The sequence below is a fragment of the Streptococcus sp. 27098_8_12 genome, from assembly GCF_041432115.1.
Taxonomy (GTDB): Bacteria; Bacillota; Bacilli; order Lactobacillales; family Streptococcaceae; genus Streptococcus; species Streptococcus parasanguinis_V.
Window position 1 is genome coordinate 40,630 of record NZ_JAPVZA010000009.1, and the last position, 19,239, is coordinate 59,868.

The following is a 19,239-nucleotide window of genomic DNA, read 5'->3' on the forward strand; positions in this document are numbered from 1 at the left end:
TTACCTCCATGGATTGTAAAAACGTCCCTGATTGACAAAGATCAGGACAATACTCAAGACCAGAACAGCTAAGGCTGATAGAATCATCCCATAATCTTTCATTTCCATGGCTTGATGAGAATACCAGGTCCGCTTTTTATTTTTACCAAAGCGACGTAATTCCATAGCCGTAGAAATGCTGTCAATCCGCTCAAGTGAGCTAAAGATTAAGGGAGAGATGATTTGCAAATTGCCTTTGATCCGCTTGATCAGCTTGGCCTTTTTGGACAACTCCACCCCTCTGGCTTCCTGAGACAATTTAATCGTTTGATATTCTTCTTGTACGTCAGGAATGTAACGCAGAGTCAAGCTGACAGAATAGGCAATCTTGTATGATACGCCAATTTGGTTGAGGCTTGAAGCAAACTGACTAGGATGGGTCGTCATCAAAAAAATCAAGGCTAGAGGTATGGTACAGACATACTTAAGAGCTAGATTAAAAAGATAAAAGAGTTCCTGCGAGGTGATACTATAGGAACCCCACCCCTTCATCAGTACCGTTTTTGCCCCATAGATCTCTACACCATACTGAGGGGCAAAGAGATAGACCATGACAACATTTAACAGTGCAAAAACAAAAGCAAATGCAAGTACAAATGAAATATCCCGAAAACGAATGCGGGCAGTAGAGAACAAGGCCAGAGCACCCAGACCAATTCCTAAAAGGAGCCGAGTATCATAACTCAACATGGCGGCAAGAGATACAAAAAGAAGAAAGAGTAACTTACTCGCACCTGAAAGGCGATGAAGAAAACTCGTCCCCTCATGGTAGCCGACTAATCGATGCTTCATGATCTACTCCTTTCTGTTGCATATAAAACTGCGTTAGCGCCAAGGGATCCATTCCTAATCGATTGGCTAAGGCAAAAATCGAAGTCTCTTTGAGATTAGCCTCTTGTAAAATATCCGGATGAGTGAACAGCTCTGCAGGTGAGAGATCAGCTAGAATTTGTCCGTCTGATACCACAAGTGCACGATCAGAATAATCCAACATCAGTTGCATATCATGGGTAATCATGACAATGGTATGGCCTTTTTCTTGCAAGCTATCTAGAAATTCCATGATGTCAGTGTAATTGCGCTGGTCCTGACCTGCTGTCGGCTCGTCCAAGACCAAAATTTCTGGTCCTAAAACTAGTATAGAGGCGATGGTCACCCGTTTCTTTTGCCCATATGAGAGGGCAGAAATCGGCCATTTACGAAACTCATAGAGACCACAAGTTTTCAGTGCTTGATAGACACGCTCCTTAATATCTTCTTCCGATATCCCCCGCAAGCGCAAACCTAGAGCGACTTCGTCAAAAATCATATTGGTCGAAATCATTTGATTGGGGTTTTGTAGGACATAGCCTACTCGCTCAGCCCGTTCCTTGACACTCTCCTGCTTGATATCTTCGCCTCTAGAGGTGTATTGTCCTTCTGTGGTAATGAATCCACAGATGGCTTTCGCAAGAGTTGATTTCCCTGCCCCATTCTTCCCGACAATCGCTAAGCGCTGCCCTTTCGGAATCGTGAGGGATATATTTTTTAAGATCGGATGATTTTCTTGATAAGCAAAGGAAATCTGCTCCAACTTCAATAGTTCTTCTGCTTCACCAGTTTTAGTAAAGGTCGCTTCTGGAATCACACAATTTACATCATCCAGTTGGATATCGTCCAAACGATCCAGATGCTCCAATTGATTGATATCCTGACCAAGCTGGCGAAGAGCTGTTAAATAGAGGGGTTCTCGAATCCCATTTTCAGCCAGAAGTGTCGTTCTCAACAACTCATCTGGTCGACCATTAAAGAGAACTTGTCCTTGATTGATCAAGATAACCCGATCAACAGGACGGTAGAGTACATCCTCTAAACGGTGTTCGATAATAATGGTGGTCGTCCCCTGTTCTTCATGAATCTGATCGATCAGATCAATAATATCCTGACCCGACTTGGGATCTAGATTAGCCAGTGGCTCATCAAAGAGGAGGATCGGACTTTCGTCAATCAGAACACCTGCTAAGCTCACTCGCTGTTTTTGCCCACCGGACAAATCTTGTGGCCGATGATCCAAGAGCTTCATCAAATCCAAGCGTTCTGCCCAACTCTGCACACGCTCTTTCATCGTTCCCAGCTCAACCATGTCATTTTCAAGGGCAAAAGCCAAGTCTTCTGCGACACTCAAACCGATAAACTGGCCATCTGTATCTTGCAAAACCGTACTGACCAAATGAGATTTCTCATAAATACTGAGATCAAAGGCTTCATTCCCCTGAATGAGGAATTGCCCACTACTGGTTCCCTTATAGATATTAGGGATAATCCCATTTAAGCACTGGCCAATGGTTGACTTACCAGAACCAGACGGCCCAACAATCAGAACCTTTTCCCCCTTATAAATGGTTAAGTTGAGATTTTTCAAGGTTGGTTCAGACTGTGCCTTGTATTGGAAGGAAAAATCCTTCAGTTCAATCATTGCTTCTTTCATTTAGTTTGCCTTTTCCCAAAAGAGAGCAAATTGGATGGCTAACTCCGCGATGCGATCCTTGCTATCTAAATCTTCATGACTAGATAAGGTTCGGATATCCCATTTTTCTTCCGAGAGGTGGTCAGCTGCATAGAAGAAATGGCAGAGCTCAAAGCCTCTATAAACTGCTAGGGCTGCCACTGCCGAACATTCCATATCCACACAGATGGCTCCTGCTTCCTTTCGTCGCTTCATCTTGTCGATGGTTTCCCGGTAGGGTGCATCTGTCGTCCACACTTTTCCTGACTGATAAGAAACCTTGTGACTATCCAGAAAGGCTTGGAAGAGAGGGAGGGTTTTCTTGTTTACTTCCACTTCATCACTAGCCGGCAGATAGTGGTAGCTAGTCCCCTCGTCGCGAAGAGCAGCCGTTGGAATGATGATGGAAGTCGCTTCGATATCACGGTCTAAAACCCCACAGGTCCCAAAGAGCACCAGTTTTTCCATCCCAAATTGAATCAAATCCTCTATAATCCCCACACAGGAAGCAGCCCCAACGGGTGCATTAAAGGCAGCAATTTGTTGGTCTTCAATAGTGATCCCATAGACCAGGGCTTCAAAGTTGGCCATGGAGGTTCTTGCAATGACCTCATGGTCATAATTCTCAAGGAGGCGCGCAAAAGTTACTCTTGAAAAGCAAGAGATGACTACTTTGGGAAATCCTTCAATTGGTTGGTGTAAGTCTTGTGGATTGATAATCGCCTGTCGATTGGCATCAAATTCTTCTAACAGCATTTCGTGCACCTCTTTCATTCTACTTCTAGGCCCCTATTATACCATAATTCGCCTAGTCATTGGTTTTTGATCAAAGGAAGGAGTATAAAAAAGAACCGTTCCCAAAGTTAGATTTTTCTGATCTAACTTTGGAAGTACAGTTCACTGCGATATTTTTTACTTGTTCTCCAATTGCGCTAATTCTAGCAATCGTTCTTTGGACAATTTTTTAATTTCAATTTGACTAGCATCTAGCAGCTGGAATTCATCTGGCTCTAGTGCTTCCAGTAGATTCTTCAGAGCAAGAGAGCCAATTGGATGGTAATTTTCTGGCTTATCCGGATCTCCATCGATCGCAACCAATAGAACTCGCCAATCAATGATACCCGCTAAGCCCACAATTTCTACATATTCTGCAGGAACATGTGGCACGCTTGGCAAGACCGTATCCGTATCTTCTGTCAAGCTATAGCTGGCTAAGAAGGCTCCTGTCTCCTCCTGTTGATAAAAACGGACTTGACTGAAATAAGCTGCACTATATTGAATCTTCTTGATAAAGGCAGAGTAGGCCTCTAGTGGATGGACATGGTTCAAGACTTCCTGCACTGTATCCCGATCCAAATAGACTGGATGAGCGAAGCCTTGTACTTCAAACTCTTTTAGATCTTTTTCCTTGGTCAAATTCCCCAGCGTTTCTAGGATAACGACTTCATAATCAAAATGGAAAATAGAATCTGGAGTATAGCTCACGCCGTCGCTGGCCACAATCTCCGTTCCTAATACTTCTCCTAGGCGACTAAGCCATCGAAGGGCCAACTGCCAATCTTCTTCTATCGCAAAAGAGGGCACCTGAATCTGATAAGACTCTTCCTCATCAAAATAGCGTAACTGCAGAGGAAGACCGCTCTTACCAAATACGATACAGTTCAAGCCTTCAAAATCATTTAAGGGACGATGAAGGGTAGCAGGATCATAGTTGTAGGTTGTCAACCCTTCTACCAATTTAAGAACTTCCTGTGCTGCGAGTACTTTCTGATAGCCAAATAAGCTCTTTTTATTTTTGATTGAAAACACGATACTCATTTGTTTTCTCCTTTGTGAAATCGCTTACCTAAAGTATAGCACAATTTTCAATCAATTTCCATATAAAAACAGCCTGAGCTTTCAGACTGTTTGTTTCCATTATGCAGGTGCCCCATCAAGTGTCTCACCGATAAGGGCCAAACGCTCAGCAACCTCTGCTTGTGACAAGTTGTGTTCTTCTACATAGCGATTGCGAGGGTGAACCCGGCACTCATGTGAGCAGCCACGGAGGTACTTGTCTTCGTTTTCTTCTGAGGTCAAGATCCGACGGTTACAGAAAGGATTTCCACAGTTGACATAGCGTTCGCATGGTGTTCCATCAAACCAGTCTTTTCCGACAACGCTTGGATCGACATGGTTGACGTCGACTGCAATCCGCTCGTCAAAGACGTACATTTTCCCATCCCACAGTTCGCCTTGAACTTCTGGGTCTTTCCCGTAAGTGGCGATTCCGCCATGCAATTGACCGACATCTTTGTAGCCTTCACGCACCATCCAGCCTGAGAATTTCTCACAGCGGACTCCACCAGTACAGTAGACGACAACACGCTTGTCCATGAATTTTTCCTTGTTATCACGAACCCATTGTGGCAATTCACGGAAGTTACGGATGTCAGGACGAATAGCCCCACGGAAGTGACCAAGATCGTACTCGTAGTCATTCCGAGTATCAAGGACAACGGTATCTTCGTCGAGAAGAGCTTCTTTAAACTCTTTTGGTGACAAGTAAGCACCTGTTGTTTCAAGAGGATTGATGTCATTATCGAAATTATCATCCTCTAAACCAAGGTGGACAATCTCTTTCTTATAACGGACAAACATCTTCTTGAAAGCTTGCTCTTCTTCCTCATCAATCTTGAACCAGAGGTCTTCCATACCTGGAAGGCTGTGAACGTAGTCCATGTATTTTTGCGTTGTTTCGTAGTCACCAGATACGGTTCCGTTAATCCCTTCATCAGCGACTAGGATACGACCTTTAAGGCCGATTGATTTACAGAAGGCCAAGTGATCAGCCGCAAATTGTTCTGCGTTTTCGATGGGAACATATTTATAATAAAGTAATACACGAATAGGTTTTGCCATGTCATTCTCTTTTCTAAGATTAAATTATCAGAATTTTTCATTCAACTATACCAGTATACTCTCCCAAGAAAACGAATGCAATTTATTTGACTGAAAAATAAAAGCCTGGGTTTCCAGACTTTTACACGACGACACCAAGGTTCCAACTTTCCTACTCTTCCTTTTCCATCTGATCCAGATAGGCTTCATAGCGTTTTTTCTCAACTTTTGCAAGAAGCATCACAAGGGTATTCACTCCCCATACAATTGGAAGATTCAGTAAAAAGGTAATAGGAAGTACTAGTAAGAATTTTGAATGAAAAGGATTTGACTGATAAACAGCTTGGTTTAATTGAAAATTTTGAGCCCAGATGAACAAGGAGAGAATAGAGGTTACTGCTACAATTCCCGTCACATTTAGATAGCTATAACTGATAAATCTCACACCCAATCGTTGACAACGAACAGAGTAATACAATCCTGAGACGATGAGTAAGGCTACCACCATGATTGGACTGAGCCCCACCTTAGATGTAAAAATGGATCCCACACTAAAAACAGTTAAGGCAAGGAAAAGAAAACCAGCCGTCTCAGCACCAGCCTTATTAGCTAAGCCTTCTTCTCGTTCATCTATGATTTGTTTGTTCAGCAATTGTAATCTCATTGCTTTCTCCTTATTCTTCATCCTCTAACTCTGCCTCGATCTTCTCTTGTTTTTTCCGATTGATAAGAGCAAGTGGTTTTTCAAGCAAATCTGTCAGGATGGCAAAAACGATGATTTCTAATAAAATTTTGATCAGATACTTGGGACTCAAGATAAAGCTCGTTGCCTCTCGCTTTCCAATCACATCCATGGCTATCATCAGCACAGCAAAGACTAGACCTGACCCAAGGCGACTCAACCAGCTATCTTTTTCTAACACATCTCGGATATCAATCCCTGAACTGATCCTTCTTAGCAGAGCATAAGCCCCCATGGCAATCAGAAGGAACATCTCAGGGAGATAAGCGACTAGGTCTAAGTCCAGGATACTGGACTTCACAAAGGCAGATAGGGCAATAAAGCAGGTCATGCCAAGGACAAGTTCTCCTGCGATTTTTCCATCAAGTAGCATAGTCCGTTCATCTTTTACAATTGGTTCTTTCTTTTGTTTCATATTCTTCCTCTTTCTATTATTAAAACTGTTACTCCCAGAACAGTTGATCCAGCGTCTTATCCAAGGTCTTACAGATGGCAAGGCAGAGACTGAGGGTTGGGTTATACTTTCCCGCCTCAATCAGACCGATGGTCTGGCGCGTCACTCCAATGGCATCTGCAAGATCCCCCTGGGTCATATCATGCTCGACCCGGGCCATTTTTAATTTGAGATTTTTCGCCACAGGCTTTTCCTTTCTTATTTTTATAGCTCTATTATACACTATATCTTCTATTTTGCAATATATATCTTGCATTTTGTAAAAAATATTTTTTACAAAACAAAAAAAGAGGCTGGGACAAAAGTCCTGGCCTCTCAATTGTCTTTGGATTGTCGAGCAAGACGCAGTGGTTGAATGGGCTCTACTACGCTGATTTCATCAGCTTTTACAGCCCTACTCAACTGTGCGGAGGTGGGACAACGAAATCGAATTCTAACGAATTACCGATTTCTGTCCCACTCTCTTATCTTCTGTACATTTAATCTTTGGTCAAACTTCCATCTTTTGTTTGAGTCCGTGCATAAGCGATCAAGAGAAGAGAACCTGCAACAGCCACTGTTAATGCATTAAAAGAACCCGCAACAACACCTTGTAGGAAGACTTTATTGGCACTTTCCTTGTAGATCAAGACATCTCCAACCGGAGCAATCAAGCCCCAGATCACAAGGTTGGATACGATTTGAACGATGTTAAAGATAATTAATTCTTTCTTTGTCACTTCCCCTTTGAATTCACCGATTTGTTTGCGGAAGAAACCAACAAAAAGTCCAAACAAACCACTTGAAATGATCCAAGTCCACCAAAGACCACCTGACATAGCATCCTTAATGGCATGACCAATCAAGCCGATTAAGAAACCGACAATCGGACCAAAAACTACACTAAAGAGAGCTTGAAGGGCATATTGCAACTGAATGCTCGTATTCGGTGCAGGTGCAGGGATTTGCAACATAGCAATCACGACAAAGAGGGCTGCTCCAACCCCAATAGCCACAACATCTTTAATTGAAAATAATGATTTCTGTTTCATTCTGATATCTCCTATTAATTTTCCATTTTTCTAATCTCGATATGCCAAGAAGCCCCAACTCCTACATTATAGGCCTTGGCAAAGGATCCCTGGTTGATGGCAAGACCAACACGATAAAGGGAATTGATATAAAGGATTGGCTGTCCAATTCGCACATCGGCGAAAGACTTACCGTAGGTTACTTGGTTTTGGTAAACCAGCATGTCATTGTTATAGATGGTTACTTCAAAACGTTCCCCAAATTCAGGTGACAAATGATTGAACTCTTCCCGAGTAATGGAAGTCCAAAGAGAACCAAAGCGCACATCTAAAATGTCAACCGCACCTTTAACAAGATTGTCCTCAAGAACTGTCTCAACCACTGGGATTTCCACAATATGTTCGACACTGAGTTCTGGTCCGACGTCTTCAAAACTAATATGGCCACTGGCCAACTTAGCCCCAGTATAGGCGTATACATCACGCCCATGGAAGGTATAAGAAAACTCTGTATTGGCCCTGCGGTTCTTCACCTCTGAAATCTCACGGATAGCAACAATCCCTACATGTTTCTTGATAAAAGAGAGAGTGCCATTATCCGGAGTGACAATGTATTGATTTTTCGCCGTTTTAGCTACCACACTCTTTCGTTTGGAACCGACACCAGGATCGACCACGGAAACAAAGGTTGTCCCTTCTGGCCAGTAATCTACTGTCTGAAAGAGACGATAACTCCCTTCAAAGATATTGTAGGGGGTAATATCATGAGTTAAGTGGTGAATTTTAAGAGTTGGTGATTCTTCTAAAGCAACCCCAATCATAGCGGATACTGCTCCATCCACCAAACCAAAGTCTGACTGAAGAACTAGTAAATTATTGTGCATCTTTATCTCCTTTTTTGACCAATAATGGAAGAAGGATGTTCGATAGTCCCCACCCTAATCCAGCACCCAGTATAACTGTGAGGACAAACCAAGTGATGGTCGCTAGATCTGGTGATACCATCACCCGATTGACATAGTCTATCGATTTACCACGATCCAGTAACGACATGCGGTAACTGGCTGGATAGAACCACATCATAAGAATGGGCCCTGTTGTCGCAAAGGCAAAAATAACAAAAGACAAGGCATTTCGTAAATTCGAGCGAAAACGACCACTTGAGGCGACCATCTCCGCAAAACTTCCGGCGATCAAGGCTGGAATAAAGGCACCTGCACCATGACGCGAAAAGAGGAAGAAGGATCCGATCACGCAGCCAACTATAAAGATAGATCCAACTCCTTTTATTTTTTCTAGATAATAGCGGTAGATGGTCCCGCCAAACAGTGCTGAAAAGGCAGGAGCATAAAACATATTTCCTTGATGATCGACCAGATTTCCAACTAAGACCCCCAGTCCAATCGCAAGAAAATAGAGGAAAGTGAAGGCTCCAACTTGTTTTATTTGATTCACGTTTATTCTATTCATTGGATACTGATCCTAACGGTGGCTAATTTTCTTCGAAAGGAAGTCCCCGATAAATTGGACCAGAACGATCAGAATCAGGATCAATAAGGTCGCCACAAAGATGACATCATTGTTAAACATGTTTTTCCCGTAGTTGATGGCCAAGGTTCCTAATCCTCCAGCACCAACGGCACCCGCCATGGCGGTTTCTCCGATCAAGGAAATGATGGTCACTGTTGTCACACGGATCAAATCAGGAAGCCCTTCACGCAGGTAGACTCCGACAATATCCCAGAAGGTTGCCCCACTGGCTTGCGCTGCTTCAATCACGCCTCCATCCAACTCGGACAAGACCACTTGGACTTGGCGGGCAAAGAATGGAAAGACAGCCAAGGATAGCGGAACAAGGGCTGCTGTAGGACCGATGGTATTTTTCAAGAGTAAGTAGGTCAAGGGATTAATAAAGGCCAACAAGATAATGAAAGGAATGGCGCGGAACAAGGAAGTAATCTTATCCAAAATTTGGAAAACGATTCTATTTTCGATGACACCACCTGGACGGGTCAAGACTAACAAAAGTCCTGTCACCAAACCTAAAAATCCACCAATAATGAAGGAAATAACGGTCATGTAAAGAGTCAAGTAAATAGCGGTTCCCCATCCATACTGGCCAGACCACCCTAATTTATAGACATTTGGTAAATATGTTTGAATTAACTGGATCATGCTTTTCTCCCATCTTTCACAATAGTCACGGAAACTCCTGCATTTTCTAACTCAGCTTTGGCCGTTTCCAGATTTTGAGTCTCACCTGATAAGATGACCACCAATTCTCCGACAGGAGTGTGATCAAGGATCTCGATGTTCCCAAATAAAATGTTGGCAGATACTTGGTACTGCTTGTAAATATCATTGATGATGGCTGTATCTGTCACAGAACCTGCATACTTAAGATGCGCTAAAATCGAATCATCAGGCAAGTTCTTCACAATCGCTTGTTGATTGATTTTCACCATGGCTTCATCGATTCCTGTTGCAACCGTGATAAAGTCTTGCGTCAAAGCATTTTTCGGATTCGAGAAGATATCTAACACAGACCCTTCTTCAATCAGTTCGCCATTTTGCATGACAGCTACCCGGTTGGCAATATCTTTGACAATTTGCATCTCATGGGTGATCAAGACAATGGTTAAGCCAAGTTTTTTGTTTAACTCTTGCAACAAAGCTAGAATTTGTTTGGTCGTCTTTGGATCCAAGGCTGAAGTTGACTCATCTGAGATCAAAATTTTTGGATCGTTGGCAAGGGCACGCGCAATCGCTACCCGCTGCTTTTGCCCACCAGACAATTGTGCTGGGTAATTCTCTGCACGGTCAGCTAGACCAACCAATTCCAACAATTTCGCCACTTTCTCATTCTTTTGTTCTTTGTTCAATTTAGAATGTTTAAGAGCAAAGGCTACATTTTCTGCGACAGTCATTTGAGCCATCAAGTTGAAGTGTTGGAAGATCATCCCGATATCCCGACGTTTCTCCCGAAGGGCAGCCGGTTTTAGGGTCACCTGATCTTGATAAATCACATCTCCATCCACAGTGATGGTTCCGGCGCTAGGCACTTGCAAGAGATTGATCACCCGAACCAAGGTCGATTTCCCGGCTCCGGAATACCCTACAATCCCATAGATATCGCCTTCATTAATATGAATGGTCACATCTTTGACGGCTTGGATCTGACGTTTCTTTTGCTGGAAGGTCACATCAATGTGGTCCAGCTGAATCATTGCTTTACTCATAACTTGCTATTAACTCCTTTATCAATTCAATATGGGTGTAATAATCGGCGATTTTCACATTTTCGTCGCCCCCATGATCACGGCTATTGGCATTGCCAATTCCAAAGGCTGCCATCGGCACCTGCAAAGCCTCAAAGACCGTGTGCATTGGCCCTGTTCCCGCTGTTGTTGGAAGAACAGAAACTCCTTCTCTATAGAAATCTTTGGCCAGCCGTATGACATTTAAAATCGATGGGGCACTCATATCACTTCGGTAACTCATTTCACCGAGAGTATAGACCAATTCGACCTGATTATAGCCATTTTTCTTCAATTGCTGCTTGATCTTTTCTAAGACATCCTTGGGATCCAGTCCAGGAACCAAGCGCACCTCCATCTTGGCACGCGCCTCTGCCGGAAGAATCGTTTTAACACCTTGTCCTTGGTAACCAGAGCCAAAACCTTCAATATTCAGGGCTGGTTCAAAATAGAAACGGCGCAGGAATTCTTTTCGGTCTTCCTTCAAGATTGGAAGGGTTAGACCATAGGTTTCCGCTACATCTTCTGGTCCTTTGTTGGCATATTGCTCGATCAAAGCTAGCTCGCGTTCATTGGGTTCTTGGATCTGATCATAAATCCCATCCACCAAGATTCGGCCTTCTTTGTCACGAAGACTGGCGATAGCATTTAACAAATACCAAGAAGCAGAGTCTACCACACCGCCATAGCTGGAATGAATATCCACTTCTGCACTCTTCACCACCATATCAAAGGTGACGATCCCCTTGCTACCACCGGAAATTTCCAACTGACCCTGATTATTTCGTGTGCCTTGTTCCCAGACTAGGAGGTCTGCCCCACGCAAGTGTTTCTTGTGTTTGGCCAAGTATTTATCCAAGTCAGTCGATGCAGACTCCTCTGCCCCTTCGATGATAAAGGTGATATTGACTGGCAAATCGCCACTTTCACGAATGTATTTTCGAAGAGCTGTGAGACGAGCCGTGATATGCCCCTTGTCATCATCAACCCCTCGACCGTACATGGTTCCATAATGAACAGATAAGGTGAAGGGATCTCCCGTCCAAGGTTGATCTCCATCAGCTGGTACCGTATCATAGTGGTTATAAAAAATGATGGTTTTGGCTTCAGGATTTGGCGAGAAAAATTTGGCAATCACAAAAGGTGCTGTATAGCTATCATCCACTTCGACTTTGGCTCCTGCAGCTGTAAAAATTTCTCCCAAATAGTTGGCTACTTCCTTGAGACCAACTTGTTGGGCAAAGATGGATTTTTTTGAAATCAAGGTTCGCAACACTTCAAAATAATGTTGTGCGACCTCATCATTTTCAAATTTACGGATTTGTTCCGCTTCTGTTGCAAAAGGCATGCATTCCTCCTAATACACGATAAGAGGTAGAGAATTGCTTCTCCACCTCCTTCATACACTTGAGATCAAATCTTAGAAGACTGGTTGGTCCATTCCTTCTGAAGATTCTTCGATCACTTTCTTCACATTGTCTTTGTGATAGGCTTTGATGATTTCTTTGATTGCTTTTGCTTTATCAGATTTTTCCCAATCTTTCTTAGCAGCGATCACGTTGTACCATTGTTTTGAGTTGTTGTCTTTCTTTTCAACATAGATAGCTTTTTTGAAATCAACGCCTGCTTCACGAACGAAGGTATTGTTGATGACTGCAGCATCTACTGATGGAAGAGCAGATGGTGTTTGTGAAGCATCCAATTCAGAAATCTTCAAATCTTTTGAATTTTCTTTGATGTTTGACACGTTTGCCAATTGTCCATCCTTAGTATCCAATTTAATCAAACCTGCTGATTGCAAGACATACAAGGCACGGCTTTCATTTGTTGGGTCATTTGGTACAGCGATTGTTCCACCTTTAGGAATTTCTTTAATTGAAGTGTATTTGTTTTTACCGTTTTCTGTACCAGAGTAAAGACGGATTGGAGCGATGTACGTATCTGCTACTGCAACAAGGGCATTGTCGTTTTTAGAGTTCCAGTTATCAAGGAAGTTGTAGTGTTGGAAAGCATTGATATCCACGCTACCATCTTTTACAGCCACGTTTGGTTGTGAGTAGTCTGTAAATTGAGTGAATTCCAATTTGATTCCTGTTTTAGCGTCATCCAAGTTCTTTTGAACTTGATCCCAACGAGCTTTTTCAGTATCGCTCAAAGTCATGACACCTACTTTTACAGTTGTTTCACCATCTTTGCTAGATGATTTTGAAGAACCACATGCTGCAAGAGCAAATGTTGCAATAGCTGCAAGAGCTGTTAAACCAAGAATTTTTTTCAATTTCATTTTGAAGTCTCCTTTAATTATATATTATTCTTTAATATCTTTTGCTTCTGGTAGATAAACTCCACCAAAGTATTTTTTAGACAGTTTTTCAAGGGTTCCATTGTCATAGAGTTCCTTGATACGTTTGTTGACAAATTTTTGAAGGTCTTTATCTTCTTTTGCAATAATTGGATACACATAAGGTTGTTGGTCGCTTGGAAGCTCGATAACCTTCAAGTTGTCATAGCCTTGATCACGAATGATAGTATCTACTGAGATCCGTTCGAAGATCTTGTAATCTGTACGACCATCCGCTAAATTAGCCATGATGGTTTGAATGGTTCCATCTGTGTATTGCAAGTCAGTTGGATTATCTGAATGTTTTTTATTGAAATCTTCTAATTGTTTAGCAGTAGATGTTCCTTGAACAACTTCTGTTTTCTTGCCACCAATGTCATCCAACGATTTAATAGAAGAATCTTTTGGTACGACCAACACTAATGGATTGCGAGCATATGGATTTGGATAGAGGTATTTTTCTTCCCGCTCTTTTGAGTAACTAATGTTGTTGGCACCGATTTGGAAACGGTCACTATCTAAGCCAGCAAAGACGGAAGACCACTCTGTTTTGTTAAAGTTTACTTCATATTTGTCTGAGCCTTTGAAGATTTCACGCAAAACTTCGATTTCATAACCGGTTAGCTTGCCGTCTTTTTCTTCGTAAGAGAATGGTTTGGTTGTTCCAACAGTCCCAACTTCAATGGTTTTCTTCCCACTGGCTGATTTACCAGATGAACATGCTACTAAAGCACTGGTTGCAAGGACTGCAACTAATCCTAAAGCAGAATACTTAATCACTTTTTTTAGATTCATAGGATCTCCTTATTCGTTTCAGGCACATAAAACGCCATTTTAAAAGTATTTTTTAATTTTATCAAAGAAGCATTTACTTGCCTAATATATATTTTTTATGGAGGTGATAGTTTTTCTTTATCACACTTCTTTGGCCTTAAAATATCGCAATAAAGCTTGCGCATTTTCAACATAATAGGGAACCGATACCTCAAAGGCTGCATCATCGATGGTCATGTGATCATGATGGAGGTCTGGCGCATCCGGCTCTCCATTGGAACCGATAAAGGCAAAGACTCCAGGAATTCGCTCTTGGTAAAAGGCGAAGTCTTCTCCAGCAGTAGAAGGATTTGCTGGAATCACTTCAGCCAAACCTTGTGAAGCTTCCCAAACCACCTGCGTCAATTCCTCATCATTAAAGGTAACGGGCGGGGTCACACCCCACTCAAAAGCCACATCTACTTCCAGACTTTCTGCAATGTGTCGAATGATAGAAATAAAATGTGCCTTCAAGTCTCTTTGCACACTCGGATTAAAGGAACGAATGGTTCCTTCAAAATAGCCTGATTTTGGAAGCACATTCCAGGTTGAGCCCACATCCAGGTGCGTAATGGACAAAACAGCTGTTTCAAAGGGAGAAACGGTCCGTGAAATTAATAATTGTACATTCTGAACCATGGTTGTGACAGCCGTTACAGTGTCAACTCCCAAATCCGGTCTCGCAGCATGACTACTAACCCCTGTCACGGTAACCTTGAATTTCTCAACCCCTGCCATCATAGCTCCAGCATTCAAGGCAAGTTGCCCTGCTTTTAGCTGGGGAATGTTGTGAAAACCAATAATTCCTTGAACATCCTCCAACAGTCCCGTTGCTAAAACATCAGAAGCACCTTCTGAGATTTCTTCTGCGGGCTGAAAGATCAAGCGTACGGTTCCTTCAAGCTGGTCTTCTTTTTCCTTGAGAAGAGCTGCTGCTCCTAGAAGACTGGTTTGATGAAAATCATGGCCACATGCATGCATGACTCCTGGATTCTGACTTTGGTAGGGCAGATTCGTTTGTTCCAAAATTGGAAGGGCATCGATATCTGCTCGAAGGGCCACCACCGGTTGGCCGGACCCAATTTCTGCAATCAGACCAGTTCTTAATCCACTCTCTAAAATACGAATCCCCAACTCTTCTAAACGCTCTTTTAGAAAGGCGGTTGTCTGGTATTCTTGACCAGACAATTCTGGGTGTTGGTGGATATAGTGGCGAATCTCTGCTAACTCTTCATAAGAAAAAGACACAAGCCTTCATCTCCTTTCAAACTTAAAATTATTTTATCACTAATAGGTGTTTCCGTCTAATTCCTGTTTCTTGGGTTTTGATATAGTTTCAAACTATAGATAAAAAAACTCCTAGATTCATGTCCTAGGAGTGCCAACTTCAGCATTAAGAAAGATTTCCCTCGAATTTTTCCATAAAGCTATCACTATTATAGGCTTTTTCTACTTCCCATTTGCCATTTTTCTTAACAAAGGTCAACTGGTAGTCGTATCGATCCGGCGTCGTCAAGGGGCGATCCGCAAGAGAAGCCATCATTTCCTCTCTATAGGCTTTGTTTTGAGCCTGATTCGCCTCGATAATACCTGGGTAGTCTTTACGATGTTCTTGATAGAAGGTCTGCATGTGGTTTAAGATCGTCTTTTCCATGCTGACCGTCTCAGGATTTAGACTAATGACCACCTTGTCCGGGAGATATTGTTTAACCTTATAGGTTAATTTCGCACGCTTAGCATTTTCCTTTTCATAAGCATCGATAAACTGGTTCACTTCTTCTTCAGGGAATTGGTAATCATGTAGTTTACGAGTAAAGTCAGCCGCAAATTTCGCACGGAAATCACTGGCTTCCTTTTTCAAATCAGTTCCCAAAACAAAAGCGTCATCCTTTTTGACCTTTCGTTGGCCACTGAAGTAAACTTGATTGATGTATTCATCTGCAAGAAGGGTAGAAGCTTCCACCTTGTCCTCATACCGAGAAGAATCCACCGCAAATTTTAGAGGTTTGGATTTTTTATCAGAGCTATAGGTTTTTCGTTCATACTGCACTTCGTATTTTTTGCCTTTTTCGACTGGGAAAACGATATAGCCGGTTAATTTTTTATCCTTAGCCAACTGATCACTCTTGAGCAATTGGAAGGCTTCCGTTTGGTCATAAATTCCTGACTGCAATTTGACCTTGTTATTATCCGCATCGTAAATAGTGATATCTGAATCTGACACGTTGATAGATTCTTTGCTAACATTCTTAAATTCCAATTGAAGGGCCAAATAAGTGCCGTCTTCTGAGTCATTGAGGACAGGTGGCTTGATGTATTGCCCTCCTTTTAGGCTCACCTCGACTTGACCGTCAGATGCGGAAGTTTTCGCTGCTTTTTCTGTCTTTGCTTGCTGCGAATTGGTCTTTTGAGCACCAGTCCCACAAGCCGCTAGACTCAAGGTCGTTACAGCAAATAAGGTCCATTTAAAAATCTTTTTCATTCTCATCTCCTTAAAAAAGTTTTGTTCTATTTTAACATCTTTTTCTAGCTATGTATACGCTATATAGTGATAACTCTTCCTCAGAGGGCGAGAATCACAAAAAGGCCAAGACTTTCGTCTCAACCTTTTTACTGAAAAATAATTGATCTTGGTTTTACAAGATTCCTTTTTCTTTTTGAATCATGAGATCCTTAAGGGAAATCAAGAGGACCGCAAGGAGGATCATAACCATTCCTATAAAATCAATGGCAAAGAAATGTTCATTCATAATGGCAAAAGCAAAGAATACAGCTGAAATAGGCTCAATAGCTGCAAGAAGGCTACCTTTGACCGGTCCAATCAGAGTTGTCCCTTTCAAAAAGACCGTATAGGCAAATATGGTCCCAATCACCACTAAGCCAACCAAGCCCATTAGATTATCCATGCTATATTGGCCATGAAAAAGTCTTCTTCCTGTGAAGGGAATCATCACAAGTCCTGGAATGAGCATACCGATACCAATCACCAACATACTACCCCATTTTTGAATTAACTGAATAGGCAGAATGATGTAGAGGGCATAGGCAAAGGCAGAAATAAGTCCCCAAGCTAGCCCCTTAGGAGTGATTGCCAATTGATTGAGTTGACCATGGGTTGCAATGAGAAAGGTCCCTGCGATGGCTAAGATCATCGAAAAGATTTCAGATACTGTAGGAGCTACTCGGTCCTTAACACAAGAATAGGCCAAAACTCCAATAGGACAGAGATATTGCAAAACAGTTGCAGTACCTGCATTAGTCGCATCAATCGCTTCTAGATAAGTCAATTGGGTCATTAACAAACCCAAAAATGCAAATAAAAGCAAGGGGATGTATGACGAGCGGTCTGATAGAAAGGCCTTTACTTTTTCCTGGTCCGCTAGATATGCAAGAAGCAGTAGTACAGCTCCTGAAAACACTAAACGAATCGTTGTCAAACCGATTGCTGTAAATCCATGAGCCATCAGGTACTGGCCACAGGCTCCTGACAAGCCCCAAGCGATCCCAGCAATCAAGGTCATGAGCGTTCCTTTCATCGTCTTTGACATAGTCCCCTCCCAAATCTATTCCTTACTTTTATTGTATCATAAAAGGCCGAAACGAAACGTTTCAGCCTCATATATTTCATATAAATTTATTCGCTTATTCAGGTTGAACCAAGATCTTAATTTGGGATTTATCTTGTGTTAATTCAACAAATCCTTCTTCAACGATATTTTCCAATTTGATTTTCTTAGTAACCAATTTCTCAGCAGAGAAGTAGCCTTGTTCCATCAATTCCAAGACTTTAGGGAAGATGTGGCGGTAGGCAATAATTCCTTTGAGGGATTTTTCTTGAATAGCGAATTCATTTGGATTGATGCTAGCTTCACGTTCCCAGATAGATACAACCATACATTCCCCAGCTTTATGAACTGCTGCAAGGGCTTGACCTAAAACAACTGGGACCCCAGTAACTTCATAAGAAACATCTGCTCCCCCACCTGTTAAACGATGGATGGCTTCGACGATCGTTTCTCCTTCTTCTGGGCGCACAACGATTGCTCCCAATTCTTCTGCTTTCGCTTGGCGTTCAGGAGACAATTCAACCGCATAGATTTTTGATGCTCCTGCTGCACGAAGGGCTTCAACGATCAAAAGACCAATTGGGCCCAAACCAAAGATAACAGCTGTATCTCCAGTTTTCAAAGCAGATTGACGAACGGCATACACAGCAACCGCAGCAGGTTCTGTAAGAGCGGCTTGTTCATAGCTCAAGCTATCTGGAATCACATGGACAAGATCACCATCAAGAACACAATATTTAGCAAAACCACCATCTGCAGCGAGGCCGACGAAGTTCAAGTTTGGATCGAGGTTGTAATCACCAATTAAGTTGTGCTCTGCAAGAATTGGTTCGATAGTCACACGATCGCCAACTTTGACACGAGTCACATCACTTCCGACTTCTACAATCTCACCGGAAAATTCATGTCCCAAAGTAACCGGTGCTTTTTGACCAGAATAAACATGTTCTTCAGTTGGGATGAAGATCGGTCCATCCAAATATTCATGCAAGTCCGTACCACAGATCCCTGTGAACTTAACTGCCACTTTTACTTGATGTGGTTGTACTTCAGGTACTTCCACTTCTTCGATACGAACGTCTTTTGCTGCATGCCAGCGAGCTGCTTTCATAGTAGCCATATGATGATCTCCTTGTTTTCACCTTTTTTGTTTTCTTTTCAGGAAACTTTATATTTAAAATTGTAAACGTTTTCCTTTTGTTTGTCAAGGAAAAACTGAAGATGAAAAAGAGCAGCCCTTTGACTGCTCCTTTTTATTTCTTCTTGATCCGAGAAGATTCCAATCTCCACCCAACAATCCAACCAAGGACTAGGAGATAATTTTCAAGCGCACCGATCCCATTGACCGGCAGATGATAGTGAAAATAACTGAAGAGATGATTAGTACCGATCCCAAGCCCACCTAGGATCAAAGCCAATAGAACCGTTCGAAGATAAAACCAATCGTATTTGAGATTGACAGCAATCAGGATCACAAGGACCGCCACATTCCAAATCCCAATCTCCCGTTGCCAACCGATAGAAATACCATATCCCGAATGACTTCCCATATAGGATGGAAAGAATATCTGGAAGATAATCGCTCCAGTCATGGCGATGATAACCAGGACAAATAAGACTCTTAAAAATTTGTTCATGTAACTCCTCCTAAT

The 19,239-nt window shown here is 42.3% G+C and carries 21 protein-coding genes; all 21 read right to left on the minus strand.

The annotated features are described in order from the left end of the window. Positions 1-831 (minus strand): energy-coupling factor transporter transmembrane protein EcfT, encoded by an 831-nt coding sequence (locus O3629_RS04970; protein WP_227197593.1) that lies wholly within the window; start codon positions 829-831, stop codon positions 1-3. Continuing rightward, positions 803-2,506 (minus strand): ABC transporter ATP-binding protein, encoded by a 1,704-nt coding sequence (locus O3629_RS04975; RefSeq protein WP_061454977.1) that lies wholly within the window; start codon positions 2,504-2,506, stop codon positions 803-805. Before O3629_RS04975 ends, O3629_RS04970 begins: the two co-directional genes overlap by 29 nt. Further along, a complete protein-coding gene (locus O3629_RS04980) occupies positions 2,507-3,280 on the minus strand; it encodes a nucleoside phosphorylase (protein ID WP_371608803.1) in 774 nt (257 codons plus the stop codon). A gap of 156 nt (positions 3,281-3,436) precedes the next feature. Beyond that, entirely contained in the window at positions 3,437-4,342 is a 906-nt protein-coding gene (locus tag O3629_RS04985) for a DUF4299 family protein (RefSeq protein WP_371608804.1), read from the minus strand. Between the two features lie 99 nt (positions 4,343-4,441). After that, entirely contained in the window at positions 4,442-5,425 is a 984-nt protein-coding gene (locus O3629_RS04990; protein ID WP_023918940.1) for a rhodanese-related sulfurtransferase, read from the minus strand. Positions 5,426-5,576: 151 nt separating this feature from the next. Beyond that, positions 5,577-6,068 (minus strand): DUF6773 family protein, encoded by a 492-nt coding sequence (locus tag O3629_RS04995; RefSeq protein ID WP_129823979.1) that lies wholly within the window; start codon positions 6,066-6,068, stop codon positions 5,577-5,579. Positions 6,069-6,078: 10 nt separating this feature from the next. Beyond that, positions 6,079-6,561 (minus strand): DUF6773 family protein, encoded by a 483-nt coding sequence (locus O3629_RS05000; RefSeq protein WP_049492393.1) that lies wholly within the window; start codon positions 6,559-6,561, stop codon positions 6,079-6,081. A 28-nt stretch (positions 6,562-6,589) separates the two neighbouring features. Continuing rightward, positions 6,590-6,784 carry a helix-turn-helix transcriptional regulator gene (locus tag O3629_RS05005; protein ID WP_003005328.1) on the minus strand — a complete coding sequence of 65 codons (195 nt, stop codon included), beginning with the start codon at positions 6,782-6,784 and terminating at the stop codon, positions 6,590-6,592. Positions 6,785-7,079: 295 nt separating this feature from the next. After that, the gene (locus O3629_RS05010) at positions 7,080-7,631 is read right to left on the minus strand and encodes an ECF-type riboflavin transporter substrate-binding protein (RefSeq protein ID WP_371608805.1); all 552 of its coding nucleotides are present in this window, start codon (positions 7,629-7,631) and stop codon (positions 7,080-7,082) included. A gap of 14 nt (positions 7,632-7,645) precedes the next feature. After that, positions 7,646-8,494, minus strand: coding sequence for an S-adenosyl-l-methionine hydroxide adenosyltransferase family protein (locus O3629_RS05015; RefSeq protein ID WP_070449864.1), 849 nt, complete (start codon positions 8,492-8,494; stop codon positions 7,646-7,648). Then, entirely contained in the window at positions 8,484-9,080 is a 597-nt protein-coding gene (locus O3629_RS05020) for an MptD family putative ECF transporter S component (RefSeq protein ID WP_371608806.1), read from the minus strand. Before O3629_RS05020 ends, O3629_RS05015 begins: the two co-directional genes overlap by 11 nt. A gap of 12 nt (positions 9,081-9,092) precedes the next feature. Continuing rightward, on the minus strand, positions 9,093-9,785 hold the full coding sequence (locus tag O3629_RS05025; protein ID WP_003008487.1) for a methionine ABC transporter permease: 693 nt from the start codon (positions 9,783-9,785) through the stop codon (positions 9,093-9,095). Continuing rightward, the gene (locus tag O3629_RS05030; protein WP_070662629.1) at positions 9,782-10,849 is read right to left on the minus strand and encodes a methionine ABC transporter ATP-binding protein; all 1,068 of its coding nucleotides are present in this window, start codon (positions 10,847-10,849) and stop codon (positions 9,782-9,784) included. The genes O3629_RS05025 and O3629_RS05030 overlap by 4 nt, the downstream gene beginning before the upstream one ends. Further along, positions 10,842-12,215 (minus strand): M20/M25/M40 family metallo-hydrolase, encoded by a 1,374-nt coding sequence (locus tag O3629_RS05035; protein ID WP_070662631.1) that lies wholly within the window; start codon positions 12,213-12,215, stop codon positions 10,842-10,844. The genes O3629_RS05030 and O3629_RS05035 overlap by 8 nt, the downstream gene beginning before the upstream one ends. Positions 12,216-12,287: 72 nt before the next feature. Then, the gene (locus tag O3629_RS05040) at positions 12,288-13,151 is read right to left on the minus strand and encodes a MetQ/NlpA family ABC transporter substrate-binding protein (protein WP_049492388.1); all 864 of its coding nucleotides are present in this window, start codon (positions 13,149-13,151) and stop codon (positions 12,288-12,290) included. Positions 13,152-13,175: 24 nt separating this feature from the next. After that, positions 13,176-14,003, minus strand: coding sequence for an amino acid ABC transporter substrate-binding protein (locus tag O3629_RS05045; protein ID WP_118095487.1), 828 nt, complete (start codon positions 14,001-14,003; stop codon positions 13,176-13,178). Between the two features lie 120 nt (positions 14,004-14,123). Further along, positions 14,124-15,269 carry an amidohydrolase gene (locus O3629_RS05050; RefSeq protein ID WP_371608807.1) on the minus strand — a complete coding sequence of 382 codons (1,146 nt, stop codon included), beginning with the start codon at positions 15,267-15,269 and terminating at the stop codon, positions 14,124-14,126. 145 nt (positions 15,270-15,414) lie between these two features. Further along, on the minus strand, positions 15,415-16,503 hold the full coding sequence (locus tag O3629_RS05055) for a DUF4352 domain-containing protein (protein ID WP_371608808.1): 1,089 nt from the start codon (positions 16,501-16,503) through the stop codon (positions 15,415-15,417). 154 nt (positions 16,504-16,657) lie between these two features. Then, entirely contained in the window at positions 16,658-17,569 is a 912-nt protein-coding gene (locus tag O3629_RS05060) for a DMT family transporter (protein WP_371608809.1), read from the minus strand. A gap of 94 nt (positions 17,570-17,663) precedes the next feature. Next, positions 17,664-18,707, minus strand: a complete 1,044-nt coding sequence (locus O3629_RS05065; protein WP_021153756.1) for a 2,3-butanediol dehydrogenase — start codon at positions 18,705-18,707, stop codon at positions 17,664-17,666. Positions 18,708-18,840: 133 nt separating this feature from the next. Then, the gene (locus tag O3629_RS05070) at positions 18,841-19,224 is read right to left on the minus strand and encodes a hypothetical protein (RefSeq protein ID WP_371608810.1); all 384 of its coding nucleotides are present in this window, start codon (positions 19,222-19,224) and stop codon (positions 18,841-18,843) included. Between the last annotated feature and the right edge of the window lie 15 nt (positions 19,225-19,239).